The organism is Pseudonocardia sediminis, from assembly GCF_004217185.1.
Taxonomy (GTDB): domain Bacteria; phylum Actinomycetota; class Actinomycetes; order Mycobacteriales; family Pseudonocardiaceae; genus Pseudonocardia; species Pseudonocardia sediminis.
In genome coordinates, this window is record NZ_SHKL01000001.1 from 1,156,189 (window position 1) to 1,176,704 (window position 20,516).

At 72.6% G+C, this 20,516-nt stretch carries 19 protein-coding genes; 12 read left to right on the top strand and 7 right to left on the bottom strand.

Annotation, left to right across the window (positions count from 1 at the left end; all coding sequences use genetic code 11):
• Positions 1 to 58: 58 nt before the first annotated feature.
• The 3 genes from boxB to EV383_RS05660 all read right to left on the bottom strand — a co-directional run bounded on the left by boxB (position 59) and on the right by EV383_RS05660 (position 4,919).
• Positions 59 to 1,471, bottom strand: a complete 1,413-nt coding sequence (gene boxB / locus EV383_RS05650) for a benzoyl-CoA 2,3-epoxidase subunit BoxB (protein ID WP_130288919.1) — start codon at positions 1,469 to 1,471, stop codon at positions 59 to 61.
• Between the two features lie 7 nt (positions 1,472 to 1,478).
• Entirely contained in the window at positions 1,479 to 3,194 is a 1,716-nt protein-coding gene (gene boxC / locus EV383_RS05655; protein WP_130288920.1) for a 2,3-epoxybenzoyl-CoA dihydrolase, read from the bottom strand.
• Between the two features lie 132 nt (positions 3,195 to 3,326).
• On the bottom strand, positions 3,327 to 4,919 hold the full coding sequence (locus EV383_RS05660) for a benzoate-CoA ligase family protein (protein WP_130288921.1): 1,593 nt from the start codon (positions 4,917 to 4,919) through the stop codon (positions 3,327 to 3,329).
• A gap of 163 nt (positions 4,920 to 5,082) precedes the next feature.
• Between EV383_RS05660 and EV383_RS05665 the strand changes: the two genes are divergently transcribed.
• From EV383_RS05665 to EV383_RS05685, 5 genes are all read left to right on the top strand, one after another.
• A complete protein-coding gene (locus EV383_RS05665; RefSeq protein ID WP_242622919.1) occupies positions 5,083 to 7,020 on the top strand; it encodes an AAA family ATPase in 1,938 nt (645 codons plus the stop codon).
• Between the two features lie 25 nt (positions 7,021 to 7,045).
• Complete coding sequence (locus tag EV383_RS05670; protein ID WP_130288923.1) at positions 7,046 to 7,867, top strand: PIG-L family deacetylase; 822 nt, start codon at positions 7,046 to 7,048, stop codon at positions 7,865 to 7,867.
• A 154-nt stretch (positions 7,868 to 8,021) separates the two neighbouring features.
• On the top strand, positions 8,022 to 9,776 hold the full coding sequence (ctaD, locus tag EV383_RS05675) for an aa3-type cytochrome oxidase subunit I (RefSeq protein ID WP_130288924.1): 1,755 nt from the start codon (positions 8,022 to 8,024) through the stop codon (positions 9,774 to 9,776).
• Between the two features lie 52 nt (positions 9,777 to 9,828).
• Positions 9,829 to 11,052, top strand: a complete 1,224-nt coding sequence (gene serB, locus EV383_RS05680; protein WP_207223447.1) for a phosphoserine phosphatase SerB — start codon at positions 9,829 to 9,831, stop codon at positions 11,050 to 11,052.
• A gap of 2 nt (positions 11,053 to 11,054) precedes the next feature.
• A complete protein-coding gene (locus tag EV383_RS05685; protein ID WP_423213688.1) occupies positions 11,055 to 11,747 on the top strand; it encodes a peptidyl-tRNA hydrolase in 693 nt (230 codons plus the stop codon).
• Between the two features lie 89 nt (positions 11,748 to 11,836).
• Here the strand turns inward: EV383_RS05685 and EV383_RS05690 are convergent, their stop codons facing one another.
• Together EV383_RS05690 and EV383_RS05695 are read right to left on the bottom strand one after the other, a co-directional pair.
• Positions 11,837 to 12,259: an organic hydroperoxide resistance protein gene (locus tag EV383_RS05690; RefSeq protein WP_130288926.1), complete on the bottom strand. Its 423-nt coding sequence runs from the start codon at positions 12,257 to 12,259 to the stop codon at positions 11,837 to 11,839.
• A gap of 122 nt (positions 12,260 to 12,381) precedes the next feature.
• The gene (locus tag EV383_RS05695) at positions 12,382 to 14,421 is read right to left on the bottom strand and encodes an ATP-dependent DNA helicase (protein WP_130293961.1); all 2,040 of its coding nucleotides are present in this window, start codon (positions 14,419 to 14,421) and stop codon (positions 12,382 to 12,384) included.
• Between the two features lie 219 nt (positions 14,422 to 14,640).
• Between EV383_RS05695 and EV383_RS05700 the strand changes: the two genes are divergently transcribed.
• Complete coding sequence (locus tag EV383_RS05700) at positions 14,641 to 15,537, top strand: thioesterase family protein (protein WP_130288927.1); 897 nt, start codon at positions 14,641 to 14,643, stop codon at positions 15,535 to 15,537.
• On the opposite strand, the gene EV383_RS05705 is transcribed toward EV383_RS05700, so the two are convergent.
• Together EV383_RS05705 and EV383_RS05710 are read right to left on the bottom strand one after the other, a co-directional pair.
• Positions 15,534 to 16,091 carry an isochorismatase family protein gene (locus tag EV383_RS05705; protein WP_130288928.1) on the bottom strand — a complete coding sequence of 186 codons (558 nt, stop codon included), beginning with the start codon at positions 16,089 to 16,091 and terminating at the stop codon, positions 15,534 to 15,536. The two genes, EV383_RS05700 and EV383_RS05705, sit on opposite strands and share 4 nt — an antisense overlap.
• Entirely contained in the window at positions 16,088 to 17,398 is a 1,311-nt protein-coding gene (locus EV383_RS05710; RefSeq protein WP_130288929.1) for a nicotinate phosphoribosyltransferase, read from the bottom strand. Before EV383_RS05710 ends, EV383_RS05705 begins: the two co-directional genes overlap by 4 nt.
• A 58-nt stretch (positions 17,399 to 17,456) precedes the next feature.
• Here EV383_RS05710 and clpS point away from each other — a divergent pair, with 58 nt between their 5' ends.
• The 6 genes from clpS (at position 17,457) to EV383_RS05740 (ending at position 20,453) form a co-directional block, all read left to right on the top strand.
• A complete protein-coding gene (clpS, locus tag EV383_RS05715; protein WP_130288930.1) occupies positions 17,457 to 17,753 on the top strand; it encodes an ATP-dependent Clp protease adapter ClpS in 297 nt (98 codons plus the stop codon).
• 10 nt (positions 17,754 to 17,763) lie between these two features.
• Positions 17,764 to 18,315, top strand: a complete 552-nt coding sequence (locus EV383_RS05720; protein WP_130288931.1) for a DUF2017 domain-containing protein — start codon at positions 17,764 to 17,766, stop codon at positions 18,313 to 18,315.
• A 79-nt stretch (positions 18,316 to 18,394) separates the two neighbouring features.
• Positions 18,395 to 18,703 carry a PE domain-containing protein gene (locus EV383_RS05725; protein WP_130288932.1) on the top strand — a complete coding sequence of 103 codons (309 nt, stop codon included), beginning with the start codon at positions 18,395 to 18,397 and terminating at the stop codon, positions 18,701 to 18,703.
• A gap of 50 nt (positions 18,704 to 18,753) precedes the next feature.
• Positions 18,754 to 19,326 (top strand): DUF3558 family protein, encoded by a 573-nt coding sequence (locus tag EV383_RS05730; RefSeq protein ID WP_165438243.1) that lies wholly within the window; start codon positions 18,754 to 18,756, stop codon positions 19,324 to 19,326.
• 28 nt (positions 19,327 to 19,354) lie between these two features.
• Positions 19,355 to 19,891, top strand: coding sequence for a hypothetical protein (locus tag EV383_RS05735; RefSeq protein WP_130288934.1), 537 nt, complete (start codon positions 19,355 to 19,357; stop codon positions 19,889 to 19,891).
• 67 nt (positions 19,892 to 19,958) lie between these two features.
• Positions 19,959 to 20,453, top strand: a complete 495-nt coding sequence (locus EV383_RS05740) for a M67 family metallopeptidase (RefSeq protein ID WP_165438244.1) — start codon at positions 19,959 to 19,961, stop codon at positions 20,451 to 20,453.
• Positions 20,454 to 20,516: the final 63 nt, after the last annotated feature.

Genomic DNA, 20,516 nt, shown 5'->3' on the forward strand with positions numbered 1-20,516 from the left:
CAAGATCTATCGCGACGGGCCCCGGCCGTATGGCCGGGGCCCGTCGCGGAAAGAGTGGTCAGGCGAGGTGCACGTACTCGTAGTCGAAGGGCTTGCCGTTGATGCCGTTGCTCGGCGGGGCGATCCAGCCGGCGATCTTGCCGGTCTCGTAGACCGGGCGCATCAGCGACTGGACGTGGGTCTTGTCCGCCTCGCTCGGCAGCCAGTCGTCGACCTTCGCCGCCCACACGTCGTCGGAGATCAGGTCGCCCTTCGGCGTCACGTGGTGCTCGCGGAACAGGCCCACGTTGCGGTTGAACCCGATGTGCGGCAGGTAGACCCGGTCGTCGAAGCCGTGCTTCTCGAGGATCTTGTTCCAGCGCTTGAGCCCGGACTGGCAGTCCTTGACGTACTCGTTGCGCAGGTCGAGGTTCAGCGCCAGCAGGGCCGGGACCTCGTCGGTGGTGACGGCGCCGTCGCGGACCACGTCGATCGAGTAGCCGGCGTCGGTGAGCAGGTGGTCGTCGCGGCGGCGCTCCTCCTGCCAGCGGCCCTTGAGACCCGCGGTGAAGTAGTTCGCCGCGTTCGTGGACTGCTCGGAGCCGAACAGGTCCAGCGAGACCGAGTAGTGGAAGTTGATGTACTTCTGGATCACGTTCAGCGGGATGCCGCCGTGCGGGGCGATGTCGGCGGTGTCGTGGGAGCGCATCAGCTCGCAGGTGCGGGTGACCACGCGGTCGATGCCGGTGGTGCCCACGAACATGTGGTGGGCCTCCTCCTTGAGCATGAACTCGCAGGTCCGCGAGAGCGGGTCGAAGGCGGACTCCTTCAGCGTGCCGAGCTGGTACTTGCCGTCCCGGTCGGTGAAGTAGGTGAACATGAAGAAGCTCAGCCAGTCCGGGGTCTCCTCGTTGAACGCACCGAGGATCCGGGGGCTGTCGAGGTCGCCGGAGTTGCGCTGCAGCAGCGCCTCGGCCTCCTCGCGGCCGTTGCGGCCGAAGTAGGCGTGCAGCAGGTAGACCATCGCCCAGAGGTGACGGCCCTCCTCGACGTTGACCTGGAACAGGTTCCGCAGGTCGTACAGCGAGGGGGCGGTCTCGCCCAGACGGCGCTGCTGCTCGACCGACGCCGGCTCGGTGTCGCCCTGGATGACGATGAGGCGCTGCAGGTCGGCGCGGTACTCACCGGGCACCTGCTGCCAGACCGGCTGGCCCTTCTGCTCGCCGAACGCGATCCGCCGGTCGTCGCCGCGCTCGGCGAGGAACACGCCCCAGCGGTACTCCTCCATCGCGACGTGGCCGAACTGCGCCCAGCCCTCCTTGCCGACGTCGACGGCGGTGCGCAGGTAGACGTCCTGGGTCGGCACGGCCGGGCCCATCGTGACCCACCAGTTGAGGAAGTTCGGCTGCCAGGACTCCAGGGCCCGCTGCAGCTTCCGGTCGCCCGCGAGGTCGACGTTGTTGGGGATCTTCTCGCTGTAGTCGATGCTCATGTCTGACTCACACCCGCCTGCGGTCGAATTCGGCCTTGCGTCCCGTGCCGTACTTACGCAGTGCACCCTCCGGCCCGGAGGCGTTGGGACGCACGAAGATCCAGTTCTGCCACGCCGTGAGCCGCGAGAAGATCCGCGACTCCATCGTCTCCGGCCCGACGAAGCGGTGGTTCGCCTCCATGCCGGTCAGCGCGTCCGGGGAGAGCGAGGCCCGCTCCTCGAGCATGATGCGGACCTCGTCGTCCCAGTCGATGTCGTCCGGGGCGTCGGTGACCAGCCCCATCTCCATCGCCTCGACGGCCTCGATCCGCCGGCCCGTCTCCTGGCGCAGCTTGGCGAGGTGGTCGTCCCCGTCGCCTCCCGGGCCGTAGAAGCGCGACCCGAGCCGGGACAGGCCGTTGCTCATCGGGAACGTCCCGAAGTTGGACTCGGAGAGCATGATCTGGGCCTCGTCGCCCTGCTCGTCGCCGTCGGGGTCCAGGGTCCCGTCGAGCATGTACTGCCGGTCGCAGGCCAGGGCCAGCTCCAGCAGGGCGCCGGCGAAGCAGGAGCCCGGCTCGATCAGCGCGATCAGGCTGCGCGAGGTGACGTCGAGGCGCTTGAGCACGCGCTTGAAGTAGTGCCGGACCTCGTTGACCAGCCAGTCGTCGCGGGAGTGGGTCTCGATCACCCGCTCCATCGCCAGCGCGTCCTCGACGTCGCCGCGGGTGCGGATGATCCAGGTGCCCAGCTCCAGCTCGTTCGCCCGCAGCCGCAGGATCAGGTCGTCGAGCTCGCGGGTCATGGCCAGCGGCCAGAACTCCGCGCCCAGCTCGTGGACCCGCTCCAGCGACTCCGGGACGCCGCCCTCGGGACCGTCGACGGTGATCTCCACCAGACCCCGGTCGCGGTCGAACGCGGCGTGCACGTACCGGTAGTCGATGCCCTCGCCGGTCTCCGTGCGCTGCAGCGGCGGCAGCGTGATCCCGGTGGCGTCGGTGGGGCGGCTCGACGCGGCGGCCGCGGCCTCGGCGCGCTCGCGCACCGTCTCGTCCCACGTGCGCTTGGGGATGACCTCGTCGACGAGCTTCCACTCCATGGCCTGCTTGCCGCGGATCCCCTCGGACTTGGTGGCGAACACGTCGGCGCGGTCCTTGCGGACCCGTCGCTTGTCGGTGACCCGGGTCAGGCCGCCGGTGCCGGGCAGCACGCCCAGCAGCGGGACCTCGGGCAGCGCGACGGTAGAGGAGTTGTCGTCGATGAGCAGGATCTGCTCGCACGCCAGCGCCATCTCGTAGCCGCCGCCGGCCGCGGTGCCGTTGACCGCCGCGATCCACGTCTGGCCGGAGCTCGCGGTCGCGTCCTCGATGCCGTTGCGGGTCTCGTTGGTGAACTTGCAGAAGTTCACCTTCCAGCTGTGCGAGCTCTGGGCGAGCATCCGGATGTTCGCGCCGGCGCAGAAGTTCTTGTCCTTGCCGCTGGTCAGGACGACCGCGCGGATCGTCGGGTGCTCGAACCGCAGCCGCTGGGTGATGTCGTAGAGCTCGATGTCGACGCCGAGGTCGTAGGAGTTCATCTTGAGCTCGTAGCCGGGCACGATGCCGCCGTCCTCGGCGATGTCGAGACGCACGTAGGCGATCCCGGCGGCGTCGTCGAGGTCGAGCTTCCAGTGCCGGTAGCTGCCCGGTTCCCGGTCGAAGTCGACCGCCGGAGTCGTCTCGGTGGTGGTGCCGGCGTCGGTCATGGGTGGGCCGCTCCTCGGTTCGGGTCGGTCTCAGTCTACGGCGGTCGTGCGTCGCGACGGAAGTTTGTGGAGTATTGGGATTCGCGTCCGTGACGTACCGACGGTGGTCAGGTCAGGTCAGGTCAGGTCAGGTCAGGTCGGGACGCCGGGCGGCGGGGCGGTCGGGATCAGCGCGGCCTGCTCCCGCAGTCGGAACCGCTGGATCTTCCCGGTCGCGGTCTTGGGCAGCTCCTCGACCGTCACCACCGCGCGCGGTCGCTTGAACGCGGCCAGCCCGGCCCGGCAGAACGCGATCAGCTCGTCGGCGTCCGGGGCCTGTCCCGGTCGCGGGACGACGAACGCGATCGGCTTGTCCAGCCCGTCGTCGTCCGGGACCCCGACGACGACGGCCTCGGCCAGCGCCGGGTGCTCCAGCAGCCGGACCTCGACCTCGCTCGGGCTCACCCACAGCCCGCCGACCTTGAGCACGTCGTCGGCGCGGCCCAGGCACGTGTAGGCGCCGTCCTCGCCACGGATGTACTGGTCGCCGGTGCGCATCCACTCGCCGTGGAAGACCAGGCGGTTGACGTCGGTGCGGCACCAGTAGCCGGTGCAGATCGAGTCGCCGGAGATGTAGAGCATCCCGGACTCGCCCGCCCCGTCGATCACGGTGCCGTCGCTGCGCCGAAGCTGTGCCTCGTAGCCGGGGACCGGGAACCCTGAGCTGCCCGGGACGACCTTCCCCGGCACGTTGGAGATGAAGATGTGCAGCGCCTCGGTGGAGCCGATGCCGTCGAGCACCTCGAAGCCGTACCGGTCGCGCACGCCGTGGAACATCCGGGCGGGCAGCGCCTCACCGGCCGAGGCGCCGCGGCGCACGCTCGCGAACCGGGCCGGGTCCACCTCCGCGGCCAGCAGTGGGCCCCAGAAGCTGGGGACGGCGAAGAACAGCGTCGCGGAGTGCTCGGCGGCCAGGCGCGAGTAGAGGTCGGGGTTCGGGCGCGACGGTTCCAGCACGACGCTCGCGCCGACCGCCAGCGGGAAGAACATCGAGTTGCCGATGCCGTAGGCGAAGAACAGCTTCGCCACCGACAGGCAGACGTCGTCGCGGTCGATGCCCAGGACCTGCGTCCCGTAGGTCTCGGCGACGGACCGGATGTCGGCATGGCGGTGCATCGCGCCCTTGGGCTTGCCCGTGGTGCCCGAGGTGTAGAGCCAGAGCGCGTGCGACTCGTCCCAGGTGCGGTAGGGGATCTCGACCGGGGAGCCCTCGGCGATCATCTCATCCCAGGTCGTCGACCGTGCGCCGTCGACGAGACCGTCGGAGCCGAGAGCGTTCTCGCCGGTCAGGACGACCCGGGTCAGGTCGGGCGCGCCGGCCACGGCGGCGGCGATGTTGTCAGCGAACTCGGGACTGCCGACGAGCGCGGTCGCGCGCGAGTCGCGGACCAGCACCGACAGCTCCCGGCCGGTCAGCATGGTCGACGACGGCACGGCCACCGCGCCGATCCACATCGCGGCCAGGATCGCGGTGAACAGCTCCACGTCGTCGGTCATCACCAGCAGCACCCGCTGCTCCGGCCGGACCCCGACGGCACGCAGCCCGCCGGCGACGCGGCGGACCTCGTCGGTGAGCTGGGAGTAGGTCAACAGCCCGCGGGGGTGCCGGACGGCGATCCGGTCGCCGTCACCCGCGGCCACACGGGCCCCGGTCAGGTACTCCGCAGCGTTGAAGAGCTCGGCCATGGTGGGTGGCTCCTGTGCCGATCGTGGTGGGGCCGGTTCGGGAAATGTGATGCTACACACGCTCTACGGGGCGTCAACGGATCGTGGACAGTCATGCCGGTGCGTCACAGGCGGTGCGTCGCGCACGCAGGATGTGATGACATGCGCATCGAGGATCTCGGAGGTGACAGTGCTGTCCACATCCCAGGCAACGTCCCAGGACCGGCCCGCGTCAGGGTCGTCGCCGAACGGCGGACCCGTCACGATCGTCGGCCTGCGCCGGGAGCGCGAGGTGCTCACCGTCGCGCTGGCGACCGGACGCCACGTCGTGCTGGAGGGCCCGCCGGGGACCGGCAAGTCGACGCTGCTGCACGCGATCGCCCGGGAGGGCGGGCAGCGGATGGTGTTCGTCGAGGGCAACGCCGAGCTCACGCCGGCGCGCCTGATCGGCTCGTTCGACCCGTCGCAGGTCCTCGCCGAGGGCTACCGGCCGGACGCGTTCACCGACGGTCCGCTGCTCATGGCGATGCGCGGCGACGACTCCGGGGCCGGGGGGCTGCTCTACCTCGAGGAGATGAACCGGATCCCCGAGGAGACGCTGAACGTCCTGATCACGGTGCTCACCGAGGGGGAGATCACCGTCCCGCGCCTGGGTACGGTCTCGGCCGGGCCGGGCTTCCGCCTGATCGCCGCGATGAACCCCTTCGACGCCATCGGCACCGCCCGGGTCAGTCAGGCCATCGCCGACCGGATGTGCCGGGTCGTGCTCGGCTACCAGGACGAGCCCGCCGAGCGGCAGATCACCGGCGCCGTCAGCGGGGTGCAGGGCCGGGCGAACGAGCTGGCCGTCGGCCTCACCCGGGCCACCCGCGAGCACCGCGACGTCCGGATGGGCTCGTCGGTGCGCGGCGCGATCGACCTGGCCCACGTCCTGACCGGGCTGGCCGGGCTGCGCGGCGAGGAGCCGTTCGGCCGCGAGACCGCCCGCGACGCCACGTACGCGGCCCTGTCCGGCCGGATCCGGATCGCCGACGGCGTCGACCGCACACCCGAGTCCGTGCTCGACGAGCTGCTCGAGAGGCTCTGGCCACCGGACGCCGACGAACCCACCGACAGCTCGGAGGACGAGTCGGGAAAAGCTGACGGCCCGCCGCCCTCCGGGGCGCCGGGCCAGGAGCAGGGACAGAACCCGGGCCGCGACCGCGCCCAGTCCGGACGCAACGAGCGCACGCTCGGGCGCGCCGAGCTGGGCGCGCGCCACGACGGCTTCGACGACGTCTCCCCGGAGCTCGGCGAGCTCGACGACGCCGCCTTCGACGCCGCGATGGCCGAGGACCCGGAGGCGGCCGCGGCGCTGCTGGCCGACCTCGCGGTGGCCACCGACGCCGCCCTGCGCGCGCAGGCACGGCGGCTGGCCGGGCGGGTGTTCATCCGGCTCGGCCGGGTCGGTCCGGCGAAGGCCCGCGGCACCCGCAGGCTCGGGCCCCGCCGCGGCGGGGACGGCGACCTGGACCTCGACCGCACGCTGGACACCTGGCAGCCCGCGCACTCCGCGCGGCCGGGTGTCGACGACATGGTCACCCGGGACTGGACGGCGCACCGCCGCGCGATCTGCCTGCTCGTCGACATCTCCGGGTCGATGCAGGGGCTCGCGGTGGCGCTGGCCGCGGTCTCGGCGGCCGGGGTCGTGCTGGCCTCGGAGAACAGCGGCACCCGGCTGGAACCGGGCGTGCTCGCGTTCGGGTCCGGGGTGCGGACGCTGCAGCGCCAGGGCGTCGGGCGGTCGCCGGAGTCGCTGGTCGCCGAGCTCGTCGCGCTGCGCGGGCACGGCACCACCGACCTGGCCGCGGCGCTGCGCGAGGCGTCGGTGCAGCTGTCCGCGGCACCGGCCCAGGAACGCACAGTGGTGCTGCTCTCGGACTGCATCCACACCGCGGGCGACGACCCGGTGACGGCACTCGGCGGGATCGACCGGGTGCACGTCCTGCTGCCGCAGCCGGGCGAGCCGGACCCCGAGGCGGTGCGGGCGAGCTCCGCCCTGGCCGCGCGCGGGGGAGGGCTGTGCCAGACCGTCTCCCGGCTCGGTGACGTCGGCCCGGCCCTGACCCGCATCCTGGGGTGACCCGGGGCTGCCTAGGCTCGGGTCCATGGGGACCATCGTCAGCTTCCACGCCCATCCCGACGACGAGTCGATCGGTTCGGCCGGCACGCTGGCCAAGGCCGCGGCCGCCGGACACCGCGTCGTGCTCGTCTTCGCCACCCGCGGGGAGCTCGGCGAGCCGGTGCCCGGCGTCCTGGCCGAGGGCGAGCAGCTCGCCGTCCGGCGTTCCGGGGAGTGCTTCGCCTCGGCCGCGGCGATCGGCGCCGCCCGCGTGGAGTTCCTCGGCTACGTCGACTCCGGGATGATGGGCGAGCCGTCCAACGACGCGCCGTACTGCTTCTGGCAGGCGCCCGTCGAGCACGCCGCCAAGCGCCTCGCGGTGATCCTGGACGAGGAGGAGCCCGACGTCCTGACCACCTACGACGACAACGGCGGCTACGGGCACCCCGACCACATCCAGGTGCACCGGGTCGGCAAGCGGGCCGGTGAGCTCTCGGCCGTGCCGGTCGTCGCGCAGGGCACCACCAACCGGGACTGGCTGCTCCGGGGCATGAAGGGGATGGCCAAGGACGCCGGGCGGGCGGGTGACGGCACAGCGTGGGAGCCGCCCGAGATCCCGGACGACGGGTCGTTCGGCAAGCCCGAGTCGGAGATCACACACCGGGTCGAGGCCGTCGAGTTCGCGGAGGTCAAGCGGCGCTCGATGCAGGCCCACGCCAGTCAGATGGCACCCGACCACTTCCTGCTCGCGATGCCCGAGCCGATCTTCGCGATGGGCCTGGGCACGGAGTTCTACATCGTCGACGAGCTGCCCAACCCGGCCACGGCGCCGGAGGTCTGGAGCGAACTCTTCGTCCCGTTGCGCTGAACCTTCGGGGCCTGGGGTGGTCGTTCTACCCCCGGTAGAGCACAATCGTCTCGCGACCGTCGTCCGGCACCGCCGACGTCGAGCCCGCAAGGGCGCCGGCCGCAGGTCGGGATAGAGTCCGACCAGCCCGAACCAGGTAAGTGCAGGAGGCCCAGTGACAGCCGTCGCCCCGAAGCCGATCACGTCGCGCCCGTACCCCGCGCGTCGTACGGGCAAGGGATCCACGCTGCTCAAGATGCTGCGGACGACAGACCCCAAGGACATCGCGATCCTGTACCTGGTCACGTCGTTCGGGTTCTTCCTGGCCGGCGGCGCCATGGCGCTGCTGATGCGTGGTGAGCTCGCCCGGCCCGGTCTGCAGTTCCTCTCGACCGAGCAGTACAACCAGCTCTTCACCATGCACGGCACGATCATGCTGCTGCTGTACGCGACCCCGATCCTGTTCGGCTTCGCGAACTACATCGTCCCGCTGCAGATCGGTGCGCCGGACGTCGCGTTCCCGCGGCTGAACGCCTTCTCGTACTGGCTGTTCCTGTTCGGCGGCCTCACGGTCATCTCGGGCTTCCTGACCCCGGGCGGTGCCGCGGACTTCGGCTGGTTCGCCTACAGCCCCCTGTCCGACGTCATCCACTCGCCGGGCCCCGGCGGTGACCTCTGGATCATCGGCCTGGTCGTCTCCGGTCTGGGCACGATCCTCGGTGGCGTCAACTTCGTGACGACGATCGTCTGCATGCGCGCCCCCGGCATGACGATGTTCCGGATGCCGATCTTCACCTGGAACATCTTCATCACGGCCCTGCTGATCCTGATCGCGTTCCCGATCCTGACCGCCGCCCTGCTCGGCCTCGCCGCGGACCGCCACCTCGGTGCGCACGTGTTCGACCCGGCCAACGGCGGCGTCATCCTCTGGCAGCACCTGTTCTGGTTCTTCGGCCACCCCGAGGTCTACATCGTCGCGCTGCCGTTCTTCGGCATCGTCTCGGAGATCTTCCCGGTGTTCGCCCGCAAGCCGGTCTTCGGCTACAAGGGCCTGATCTTCGCCACGATCGCGATCGCGGCGCTGTCGGTCGCGGTGTGGGCGCACCACATGTACGCCACCGGCGCGGTGCTGCTCGCGTTCTTCTCCTTCACCACGTTCCTGATCGCCATCCCGACCGGCGTCAAGTTCGTGAACTGGATCGGCACCCTGTGGAAGGGCAAGCTGACGTTCGAGACGCCGATGCTGTTCGCGGTCGGCTTCCTGGTGACGTTCCTCTTCGGCGGCCTGACCGGCATCCTGCTCGCGATGCCGCCGGTGGACTTCCACGTCTCGGACACGTACTTCGTCGTCGCGCACTTCCACTACGTGCTCTTCGGCACGATCGTGTTCGCCACCTACGCCGGCATCTACTTCTGGTTCCCGAAGATGACGGGCCGGATGATGGACGAGAAGCTCGGCAAGCTGCACTTCTGGACCACGTTCATCGGGTTCCACCTGACGTTCCTGGTGCAGCACTGGGTGGGCAACGAGGGCATGCCGCGCCGCTACGCGGACTACCTGCCCACGGACGGCTTCACGGCGCTGAACATGATCTCGTCGATCGGCGCGTTCGTCCTCGGTGCCTCGACGCTGCCGTTCATCTACAACGCGTTCAAGAGCTACCGCTACGGCCGGGTCGTCACCACCGACGACCCGTGGGGCTTCGGTAACTCGCTGGAGTGGGCGACCTCCTGCCCGCCGCCGCGGCACAACTTCACCGAGCTGCCCCGGATCCGCTCCGAGCGCCCGGCGTTCGACCTGCACTACCCGCACCTGGTCGAGAGGGCGCGCGCCGAGGCGCACGTCGGCGGGATGCCGCAGGCGGCAGAGGTGATCGCCCAGGGTGTGGGCAAGGAGGCCCAGCCGGACGACGACCCCAGGTCCGTCTGAGCGGGTGGGTCCCACAGACAGGGAAGACGCAGTCCCGACGGCCCGGTCCACCGTGTTGATCACGGTGACCGGGCCGGACCGGCCCGGAGTGAGCTCCGTCCTGTTCACCGCGCTCACCGCGCACGGGGTGGAGCTGCTCGACCTCGAGCAGGTCGTCGTGAACGGCCGGCTCACCCTCGGGGCGCTGGTGATGCCCGACTCCGACCCCGAGGGTCTGCAGGAGTCCGTCGGGTCGGCCATGGACACGATCGACATGGCCGTGCACATGGAGGTCCACGAGGACGGCGGGCAGGACCCCCGTCCGGGGTCGACGCACGCCGTCGTCGTCCTGGGCCGTCCGATCACCGCCCGTGCGTTCGGCGCGATCGCCGCCGAGTTGGCCGCGGTCGGCGCGAACATCGACGCCATCCGCCGGATCGCCGACTACCCGGTCACCGGGCTGGAGCTGCTGGTCTCCCCGGTGCCCGAGGGTGACGCGCAGGCCTACCCGGCGGGCACGCTGCGCAAGCGGCTGGTCGGCGTGGCGCGCCAGGCCGGCGTCGACGTGGCCGTGTCCCGGGCGGGCCTGGTCCGCCGCAGCCGCCGGCTGATCGTCTTCGACGTCGACTCCACCCTGATCCAGGGCGAGGTCATCGAGATGCTCGCCGCGCGGGCCGGTGCGGACGTCGAGGCGCAGGTCCGCGCCGTCACCGAGGAGGCGATGCGCGGGGAGCTGGACTTCACCGAGTCCCTGCGCCGCCGCGTCGCGGCCCTGGAGGGCCTGCCCGCCTCGGTCGTCGACGACGTCGCGTCCCGGATCGAGCTGACCCCGGGAGCGCGCACCACGATCCGCACGCTCAAGCGTCTCGGCTACCGCTGTGGCGTCGTGTCCGGTGGGTTCAGCCAGGTCATCGCCGGTCTGGTGGACGAGCTGCGGCTGGACTTCGCCGCGGCGAACGAGCTGGAGATCGTCGACGGGAAGCTGACCGGGCGGGTCACCGGCGAGGTCGTGGACCGTCCGGGCAAGGCCGTCGCGCTGCGCCGCTTCGCCGACGCGCACGAGATCCCGATCGAGCAGTGCGTGGCCGTCGGCGACGGGGCCAACGACATCGACATGCTCTCCACGGCCGGTCTGGGCATCGCGTTCAACGCCAAGCCCGCGCTGCGCGAGATCGCCGACACCGACCTGTCGCTGCCCTACCTCGACGTGGTGCTGTTCGTGCTGGGCATCACCCGCAACGACATCGAGGCGGCCGACGAGGCCGAGGGCGTCCTGCGACGCGTCCCGATCGCGTGAGCCTGTCCGTTCTCGCCGACGGCTACGGCACCGGCCGGGTGGCCCGGGAGATCCCGCCGGAGGCCGACGGCGTCGTCCGCGCGATGCCGGTGATCCTGCGGATCGAGCGCGACCCGCAGCCGTCGCGCACGGCGCTGCTGGAGGCCGCCGCGACCGCGGCGCTCGCGGTCTGCCTGGATCCCCGGGCGCAGGCCGGCGGGGAGTGGGACGAGCCGGTGCGGACCTGGGTCGACGGGCGGATCCGCAAGATCGCCCGCCGCGCCCGTGGCTCGCACTGGGAGGCCGTGCAGGAGCTCCCCGGCGTCACCGTGGGGGAGGGCACCGCGCAGGCCCGCGCCCTGCTGCCCGGCCCCGTCGACGACGTCCCGAAGACCGTCTCGCGCCTGCAGATCGGCGGGACCGACCTGGAGGACGACGCGCCCGGCCCGCCGCCGGAGGGCCGCCCGCTGATCGTGCTGAACCCCTATGTGGAGATGAGCGTGGGCAAGGCCGCGGCCCAGGTCGGGCACGCGTCGATGATCCTGGCCGCGGTACGCGGGTGGACGTCGGCGCCGGCGTTCGCCGTCCGCGACACCACCCGGGCCGAGTGGGACGCGCTGCTCGCCGAGGTCGAGGCGGGCACCGTCGTCGCCGTCCGGGACGCCGGTTTCACCGAGGTCGACCCGGGCACGGTCACCTGCGTCGCCCGGGGCTGAGACCCCCCTGCACGGACAATGCCCCACGAACAGCCGCTTGTCCGCGAGGCATTGTCCGGAGCGCGACCCCAGGGGCCGGGCGGGACGACTTAGACGGTCGCCTTGAGGGTGACGTCGACGTTGCCGCGGGTGGCCTTGGAGTACGGGCACACCTGGTGCGCGCCCTCGACGAGCTCGTCGGCCGCCTTCTGGTCGAGACCGGGCAGGTGCGCGGTGATCACGGCGCTGATGCCGAAGCTGGTGTCGTCGGGCGCGAGGCTGACCGACGCGTCGACGGTGGCGCCGTCGGGGACGGCGACCTTCTGCTTGCCGGCGACCAGGCGCAGCGCGCCGTGGAAGCAGGTGGCGTAGGCCGCGGCGAAGAGCTGCTCCGGGTTGGTCGCCCCACCCGGTCCACCCAGGGCCGGCGGCATCTTCAGGTCCTGGTCGATGATCCCGTCGGACGTGCGGACCCGCCCGTCGCGGCCACCGCCGGACGACGTGGCCTCGGCCGTGTAGATCGCGTCTGCCATGACAAACCTCCGTGCTCGGGGACGTTCGGTTGTGCACAACCTATCGTCGGACGACCGGTCGCTGCCACCGGGAGGTGTGTGAAGTAGACGGGTTGTGACGTGCGCGGTCCGCGGAATGTGCCTCAGGCGCCGCGCAGGCGGCGCAGGGCGCCGTGCACCTTCTCCACGTCCGAGGTCGCCCAGAACGGCGGCAGCGAGGCGCGCAGGAAGCCGCCGTAGCGGGCGGTCGCGATCCGCGGGTCCAGGATCGCGACGACGCCGCGGTCGTCGGTCCCGCGCAGCAGCCGTCCCGCGCCCTGGGCGAGGAGCAGGGCCGCGTGGGTGGCCGAGACGGACAGGAAGCCGTTGCCTCCGCGGGCGTCGGTGGCCTTCTGGCGGGCCGCGACGAGCGGGTCGTCCGGGCGCGGGAACGGGATCCGGTCGATGATCACGCAGGACAGCGACGGGCCGGGCACGTCCACGCCCTGCCACAGCGACAGCGTCCCGAACAGCGACGTCTCCTCGTCCTCGGCGAAGCGCTTGACCAGCAGCATCGTCGAGTCGTCGCCCTGGCAGAGCAGGGGAGTGGAGAGTTTCCCGCGCAGTGCCTCGGTGGCCTGCTTGGCCGCGCGCATCGACGAGAACAGGCCCAGCGTGCGCCCGCCGGCGGCCTCGACCAGGCCGGTGATCTCGTCGAGGTACTCCTGGGCGAGCCCGTCGCGTCCGGGCGGCGGGAGCCGCTTGGCCAGGTAGAGGATCCCGCTGCGCCCGTGGGCGAACGGGGACCCGACGTCGAGCCCGCTCCACCGCGGCGCGTCCGGGTCCTGCACGGGTCCGTGGCCGGGGTCCGAGGCGGACACGTCGGCCTTCTCCGAGCCCGACTCCTTCGGCTTCTCCGCGGGCAGGCCCCACTGGCGGGCGAGCGCGTCGAACGACCCGCCCAGCGCCAGCGTCGCCGAGGTCAGCACCGTCGTGCGCTGGGCGAACAGCCGCTCGCGCAGGAGCCCGCCGACCGAGAGCGGGGCGACCCGCAGGACCTTGTAGCGGGCACCGTCGGGGCCCTGCTCGCCGAGCCAGACGACGTCCCAGCGCTTGGCGGGGTCGCGTTCCTCGAAGGTCTTGGTGAGACGGATCGCGGTCTCGGAGACCTCGTCGAGCAGGGCGAGCGCGACCTTGCGGCCGGTGGCCGCGTCCGGGTCCTCCTTGCGCGCCCCGCCGAGACCCTGACGGCACCCCGCCGCGGCCTCGACGATCGAGTTCAGCGCCCCCGCCGCGGACTGCGGCAGCGTCTCCCAGCGCCCGGGCGCGATGTCCTCCAGGACCATGCCCAGGCCCTCGCCGGCCTCGGTGAGACGGTCGGCGATCCCCTGGTCGACGAGCTTGGCGCACCGCCGCGCGGCCGCGGCCACGGTGCCGGCGGTCAGCTCCGCGGTGGCGGCGCCGGTGACCCGGTCCACCAGCTCGTGCGCCTCGTCGATCACGACGACGTCGTGCTCGGGCAGCACCGAGGCGTCGCCCATCGCGTCGATCGCGAGCAGCGCGTGGTTGGTGACGACGATGTCGGCGCGCCCGGCCTCGGCGCGGGCCTTCTCGGCGAAGCAGTCCTCGCCGACCGGGCAGCGGGTCGCACCCAGGCACTCCCGGGCCGTCACCGACACCTGGCGCCAGGCCGCGTCCGGGACGCCGGGGACCAGCTCGTCGCGGTCGCCGGTCTCGGTGTCCGACGCCCAGTCGTGCACGCGCTTGACGTTGCGGCCCATCGCCGAGATCGCGAACGCGTCGAAGAGCTGCTCCTCGCCCCCGTCGTCGCCCATGTCCTCGCCGTGCAGCTTGTTCAGGCACAGGTAGTTGCGGCGGCCCTTGAGGATCGCGAACGTGGGTTCGCGCCCGAGCAGCGGCTTGAGGCTCTTCGCGACCCGCGGCAGGTCCCGGTCGACGAGCTGGCGCTGCAGCGCGATCGTGGCCGTGGAGATCACCACGGTGGTCTCGCGGACCATCGCGTGCCGGATCGCGGGGACGAGGTAGGCCAGTGACTTGCCGGTGCCGGTGCCGGCCTGCACGGCGAGGTGCTCGCCGCTGGACAACGAGCGGCGCACGGCGTCGGCCATCTTGTCCTGGCCCTCGCGCCGGCTGCCGCCGACGGAGGTGACGGCCGCCTCGAGAAGCTCGGCCACGCCGGGCATGTCCCGGGAGGAGACGGTCGGAGCCGTGGTGGCGGGCACCCGGCGAGGCTACCGCCGCCGTCGCCGGGAACCCGCGAGCCGGGCCGGGTCGGGAACCGCGCGCCGCGGTCGACGGCCGGGCGAACAGCCGGTGAACACCACTGCGGGATGGCGCAGGCCACGTGTGATCCGGCCCGGCCGGGTGGCCGGTGACCTGCGTCATGACGGCACGATGGGGCCGTGACATCGACGCAGACGACCCTCTCCGGGACCCGCCAGGACCCCTCGCTCTACCCCGTGCTGATCGAGCACGACGCCCGCTACTCCGACCTCGACCCGAGCCGCCGGATCGGCCGCGACGCCCTCGTGCGCTGGTTCGAGGACGCCCGGGTGGCCGTCGAGCGGGACGCGTTCGGCGCCGACCTGGTGGCCCGCCTGCAGGCCCGCGTCAAGCTGCTGCTCGCCGCCGTCCGGGTCGACGTGATCGCCCCGCTGCGGGTGGCCGGGCGCTACCGGATCGGGATCGGGGTCAGCCACATCGGCGTCTCCTCGTTCACCTACGCCTACGCCGTGTTCGCCGGCCACGAGTGCGTGGCGACCGGCGAGTCGGTCAGCGTGTACGTCGAGGGCGACGGCCCGTCCCCGCTGCCGGACCAGGTGCGCGGCGCGCTGGCGACGATCCGCGTCGCCGTCGAGCCCTCGGAGCGTCCGGACCGCGGCGGCGCCCGCCTGGTCCGTGAGAACTACCCGTTCCGGGTGGACGTCCGCACCCGCTTCGGCGACCTCGACACCAACCGGCACGTGAACAACGTCAAGCTCGCCGGCTGGTACCTCGACGGCCTCGCCGAGCTGCACCAGGACGTCCTGGGCTACCCGACCGGCGGCCCGCTGGACGGCCTGTCGCCGAGCTCGCTGGCCGTGCAGTACCGGGCGGAGGTCGAGTACCCGAACATCTACCAGCTCCGGGTCGGCGTGCTGGACCTCGGCGAGGACACCGTCCGCTACGCCTGCGGTCTGTTCGACGGCGCGCGCTGCATCGGCCTGGCCGAGGCCGAGGGCAGCCACCACGCCCCGGGCAGCGACGGCGGCCCGGTCAACATCGCCGCGGCGCTGGACCCGTTCCGGATGAAGGGCTAGCGCACCTCGACCCCGGCCCCGCGCAGCTCGTCGAGCGCGCGGGCCGTGGTCGCGGGGGCGACCCCGGCGCAGTGGTCGAGCAGGACGGTCGTGGCCAGGCCGTGGCGGACGGCGTCCAGGGCGGTGGCGCGCACGCAGTGGTCCGTCGCCAGGCCGACGACCTCGACCGTGTCCACCCCGTGCGCGGCGAGCCAGTCCCCGAGCGCGGTGCCGGTCTCGCCCCGGTCCGATCCCTCGAAGCCGGAGTACGCGCTGGTGTAGGCGCCCTTGTCGAAGACCGCCTCGATCGGCGCGACGTCGAGTGCGGGGTGGAACGAGGCGCCGGGCGTGCCGGTGCGGCAGTGCGGCGGCCAGGACGTGGCGAAGTCCGGGGTGTCACTGAAGTGGTCGCCCGGGTCCACGTGGACGTCGCGGGTCGCCACGACGTGGTCGTAGCCGCCGCCTGCGACCAGCGCGCCGATCCCGGCCGCGACCGCGGCACCCCCGTCGACGGCCAGCGCGCCGCCCTCGCAGAAGTCGTTCTGGACGTCGACGACGATCAGTGCGCGGCTCATCTCGACACCTCCAGATGGAACGTCGTCGGGATGGCCGGCTCGCCGCGGGAGAGCTTGAGCCCCTCCCACGGCACCGACACCAGGGCCGCGCGCAGGCGCTCGCGGGCACCCTCCAGGTCGACGGCCTCGGGCACGACCTTGCCGCCGCGCACCATCGGCACCGGCAGGACGGCGTCGTGCGGCCCGGCCGGGAGCGGGTGCTCGGCCAGGAACACGACCTCCTCGACGGCGGTTCCGGTCGGCTTGTAGCGGCGCAGCGCCGACTTCCGGCCGCCCTTGGACTCCTTGGACGCGCTGCGCTTGGCGACCGGGCGCCCGTCGACCTCGACGAGCTTGTAGACCATCCCGCCGGTGGGGGCGCCGGAGCCGGTGACGACCGAGGTGCCGACGCCGTAGGAGTCGACCGGCTCGGCGCGCAGCGAGGCCAGCGCGTACTCGTCGAGGTCACCGGAGAGCACGATCTTCGTACCGGTCGCGCCCAGGCCGTCGAGCTGCTCGCGGGCCTGGCGGGCGAGCTCGCCCAGGTCGCCGGAGTCGATCCGGATCGCGAACAGGTCGGTGCCGGCGGCGGCGATCGCGTTCTCGATGCCCTGCCGGATGTCGATCGTGTCCACCAGCAGCGTGGTGCCGGTGCCCATCGAGGCGACCTGGCTGCGGAACGCGGAGATCTCATCGTCGTGCAGCAGGATCCAGGCGTGCGCGGCGGTGCCCGCGGTGGGGATGCCGTGGCGCTGCCCGGCCGCGAGGTTCGACGTGGCGGAGAAGCCGGCCAGGTAGGCCGCCCGCGCCGCGGCGACGGCGGCCTCCTCGTGCGTGCGCCGCGACCCCATCTCGATCATCGGACGGCCGGCGGCGGCGCTGACCATCCGGGCCGCGGCCGAGGCGATCGCGCAGTCGTGGTTGTAGATCGACAGCGCGAGCGTCTCCAGGATCACCGCGTCGGCGAACGTCCCGGTGACGGTGAGGATCGGCGAGCCGGGGAAGTAGAGCTCGCCCTCCGGGTAGCCGTCGACGTCGCCGGTGAAGCGGTAGTCGCGCAGCCAGTCCAGCGTCGCCGGGTCGACCACGTGGGCGAGCAGCTCCAGGTCGGCGGGGCCGAAGCGGAACGCGTCGAGCGCCTCGAGCAGCCGCCCGGTGCCGGCGACGACGCCGTAGCGCCGCCCGTCGGGGAGGCGGCGCGCGAACAGCTCGAACACGCAGTGGCGGTCGGCGGTGCCGTCGGCCAGCGCCGCGGCGACCATCGTGAGCTCGTACCGGTCGGTGAGCAGCGCCGTTCCGCTACCCGGCGCCGTGGGAGGCCCGTTCATGGTTGTGGAGCTTATGCGCGCTGCCGGGCCGGTGTGGGCCCGTGACACCATGGACGCCATGTCCGCGCCGTCACCGTCGCCCACCGAGCAGGTGGACCCGGCCGTCGACGAAGCCTCCGCCTCGGACACGCCGTGGCAGGCCATCGTCTGGAACGACCCGGTCAACCTGATGTCGTACGTGACCTACGTGCTGCAGAAGCTGTTCGCCTATCCCGAGCCGAAGGCGACCGCGCTGATGCTCGACGTGCACCACAAGGGTCGTGCGGCGGTCTCCTCCGGGGACAAGGAGAAGGTCGAGGGCGACGTGGCGAAGCTGCACGCGGCGGGCCTGTGGGCCACGATGCAGCGCTCGTGAGGGGTGGGGCATGAACAGCTGGAAGCGGACCGGGCGCGGGGACCGGCTGCGCATCGTGAGCGGATTCTCCGGTGAGGAGGCCGGCGTGCTGCGCGGGCTGTTCACCGAGATCCGCCAGATGCTGGGCAACCGGGCCGCGCAGGCGCCCGAGGACGAGCTGGCCGCCCTGACCGGGATCCGCACCGGCCCGACGAGCCGTCCCACCGACCGGGTCCTGGCCCGGCTGCTGCCCGACTTCACCTCCGAGGACTCCGACCTGGCCGGCGGCCTGCGGTCGCTGCACGAGCCGGAGCTGATCGAGGCCAAGGACGCCGCGGCGAAGCTGGTGCTCGACACGCTGCCCGAGGCCGGGGGACGGGTCGAGCTCGACCTCGACCAGGTCGACTCCTGGCTGGCCGCGCTCAACGACGTCCGTCTCGCGCTGGGCACCGCGCTCGACGTCGACGAGCAGATGCCCGAGCAGCTCCCCGACGACGACCCCCGGGGTCCGCACCTGGGCGTCTACCAGTGGCTGACGTTCGTGCAGGACTCCCTGGTCCAGGTGCGCGTCCGCTCGCTGTGACCCGCCGGGCGCGTGTGCGCCCGCGAACGGTCCCCGTCGATCCCCCGTCCATCCCCGACGCGGGTGTCACGGTGGCCCGATGCACGCCCACGCACCCGCCGGTTACCGCCTCGACCCGGACCGGCTCCGGTCCCTGATCGCCTCGCTGCAGGACATGGTCGCCCGGCTCTCACGGACCGCGATGGAGCTCGACGCCGCCGTCAGCGCGTCCCCGCCCGGGCACGACGAGGTGTCGCTGAACATGTACCGGCAGCTCGTCACGATGACGGAGCAGGCGCGGGCCTCGATCGGTGACCGTCAGGTGCGGCTGCTCGCGGCGATCGCGGCGCTGCAGGCGCAGCTGAGGGCCTACGAGGACGCGGAACGGGCCGGCGCGATCCCGGTATGAGGGCTCGTCGGGGTACGGCCCGGCCGGTGTGGCGGTGGACGGCGGTCCGGGTGGCCGTGCCCGCGGGTCTGCTCTGCTGGCTCGTGCTGGCCGCCGGATGTTCCCCCGGCGAGCCACCGGCCCCGGTACCGGTGACGGCCGGCGCCTCGCCGGGCCGGAATGCGGCGGACGATGCCGCGACGGTGAGCGGCGCTCCGCGTGTCACGGTCCCGCGGGACCCCGGCCGTCTGGCCGGGTGCCACCCGTCGACGGAGCTGCTCGGTCCCGGCCTCGTCGTCCCGTCCACCGCGTCGCCGACGACCGGCGCGGCCGGCTCCGGCTGCTCCTGGACCGGGCCCTCCCCGTCCGGCACCGGGCGCGGCTTCCTGCTGCGCGCCGACGTCCGGGCGGCCGGGCTCGACGGGACCCACCGCGCCCGGGACCTCTTCCGCGCCTTCCGCACCGGTGAGGTGGACGGGCTCCCGTCCGTCGTCACCTCGCCGGAGGGCGACCCGTCGTGCTCGCTGCACGTCGCGACGTCGGACGACACCTCGCTGACGGTGCAGGTCGGGCCCGTGCCGGACCCGTGCGCCGTGGCGACCCGCGCCGCGTCCCGGCTGCTCGCCGCCCTCCCGCCCCGCTGAGTCCCGTACCCATCCCTGGAGGAACAACGTGCCCGCCTACGCCACCACCGCCCTGACCCTCGACGACGAGTCGGTGCCACGGCTGCGCGCCCGCCTGCTGGCCGGTCCCGGGGCGGCGGCGTTCGAGCCGATGACCGCCGCCTACCGCGACGCGTCGGCGACCGTCGCCGGTGTCGCGGCCGACCTCGCACACCTGCTGCGCGACTACGACTGCGCGCACGGCGGCGACGCGGCCGGAGCCACCCGCGTCCACCTCGACGCGCTGCTGCACGGCACGCGCACCGACGCCGACCGGCTGGCCCGCGCCGCCGCGGCACTGCAGGAGCAGGCGGCCCACCACGGGGCCGCGCGGCGTGAGGTCGCCGCGGGGGAGCCGGCCGCCGCACCGGGTACCGCGGCGGTGCCGGGCGCCGCGGACCTGCTGGGCGCCGTCCTCGCCGCAGCGGGACCGTCGTCGCGGGCCCGGCAGGCGCTCGCGGTCTACCAGGAGAACTCGAACCACACGCTGACCACCGCCCTGCCCGTGTTCGGACCCCGTCCGGCGGGGCCGGAGTGGCGCGTGTGACGGGGGTGGTGTGAGCCGCGCCGACACCGTGTGCGTCCGTCGTCGGACGCCCCGTATCCTCGAGCGCGTGCTGGTGCTCCGGGCAGACCTCGTCGACGAGATCGTCGCGCACGCACGTCGTGAGTACCCGCTGGAGTCGTGCGGTCAGCTCGTCGGCCCGGAAGCGGGTGACGAGCCCGGCCGCTACGTCCCGATGACCAACACCGACGGGATCGAGAGCGACTTCGCGTTCTCCCCGAAGGAGGACATCCGGCTCGAGCGTGAGCTCGACGAGGCCGGCGAGCGCCGGATCGTCGTGGTGCACTCGCACACCCGGGTCCCGCGGCGCCCGCTCACCGACACCGGCCTCCCCGAGGCCTACCCGTCGGTGAAGGACGTCGAGTTCATGGGCTGGACCCCCGACCAGCACTGGCTGATCGTCGGCCTGACCGCCGCCGACGCCGAGCCCGAGGTGCGGTCCTACCGTCTCGCCGACGGCGAGCCGGCCGAGGAGGAGATCCAGGTCGTGGAGTCGTACATGTTCGCCCACACCGGCTCCGACGACGTCCCCGACCACCGCTGAGCCCACCCGCGCGCACGCGCCGGGGGTGCGCGTGGAATGCCCGTCGCTCCCGGACGCGTTGCC

Bases quoted from the DNA above. Each gene is read 5' to 3' on its own strand.
- EV383_RS05705 (WP_130288928.1), bottom strand. From the start codon at position 16,091: ATGAGCCGCGCACTGATCGTCGTCGACGTCCAGAACGACTTCTGCGAG.
- EV383_RS05695 (WP_130293961.1), bottom strand. From the start codon at position 14,421: ATGCCCGGCGTGGCCGAGCTTCTCGAGGCGGCCGTCACCTCCGTCGGC.
- EV383_RS05720 (WP_130288931.1), top strand. From the start codon at position 17,764: ATGAACAGCTGGAAGCGGACCGGGCGCGGGGACCGGCTGCGCATCGTG.
- EV383_RS05660 (WP_130288921.1), bottom strand. From the start codon at position 4,919: ATGGCCGAGCTCTTCAACGCTGCGGAGTACCTGACCGGGGCCCGTGTG.
- EV383_RS05725 (WP_130288932.1), top strand. From the start codon at position 18,395: ATGCACGCCCACGCACCCGCCGGTTACCGCCTCGACCCGGACCGGCTC.
- boxB (WP_130288919.1), bottom strand. From the start codon at position 1,471: ATGAGCATCGACTACAGCGAGAAGATCCCCAACAACGTCGACCTCGCG.
- EV383_RS05710 (WP_130288929.1), bottom strand. From the start codon at position 17,398: ATGAACGGGCCTCCCACGGCGCCGGGTAGCGGAACGGCGCTGCTCACC.
- EV383_RS05690 (WP_130288926.1), bottom strand. From the start codon at position 12,259: ATGGCAGACGCGATCTACACGGCCGAGGCCACGTCGTCCGGCGGTGGC.
- EV383_RS05670 (WP_130288923.1), top strand. From the start codon at position 7,046: ATGGGGACCATCGTCAGCTTCCACGCCCATCCCGACGACGAGTCGATC.
- boxC (WP_130288920.1), bottom strand. From the start codon at position 3,194: ATGACCGACGCCGGCACCACCACCGAGACGACTCCGGCGGTCGACTTC.
- clpS (WP_130288930.1), top strand. From the start codon at position 17,457: ATGTCCGCGCCGTCACCGTCGCCCACCGAGCAGGTGGACCCGGCCGTC.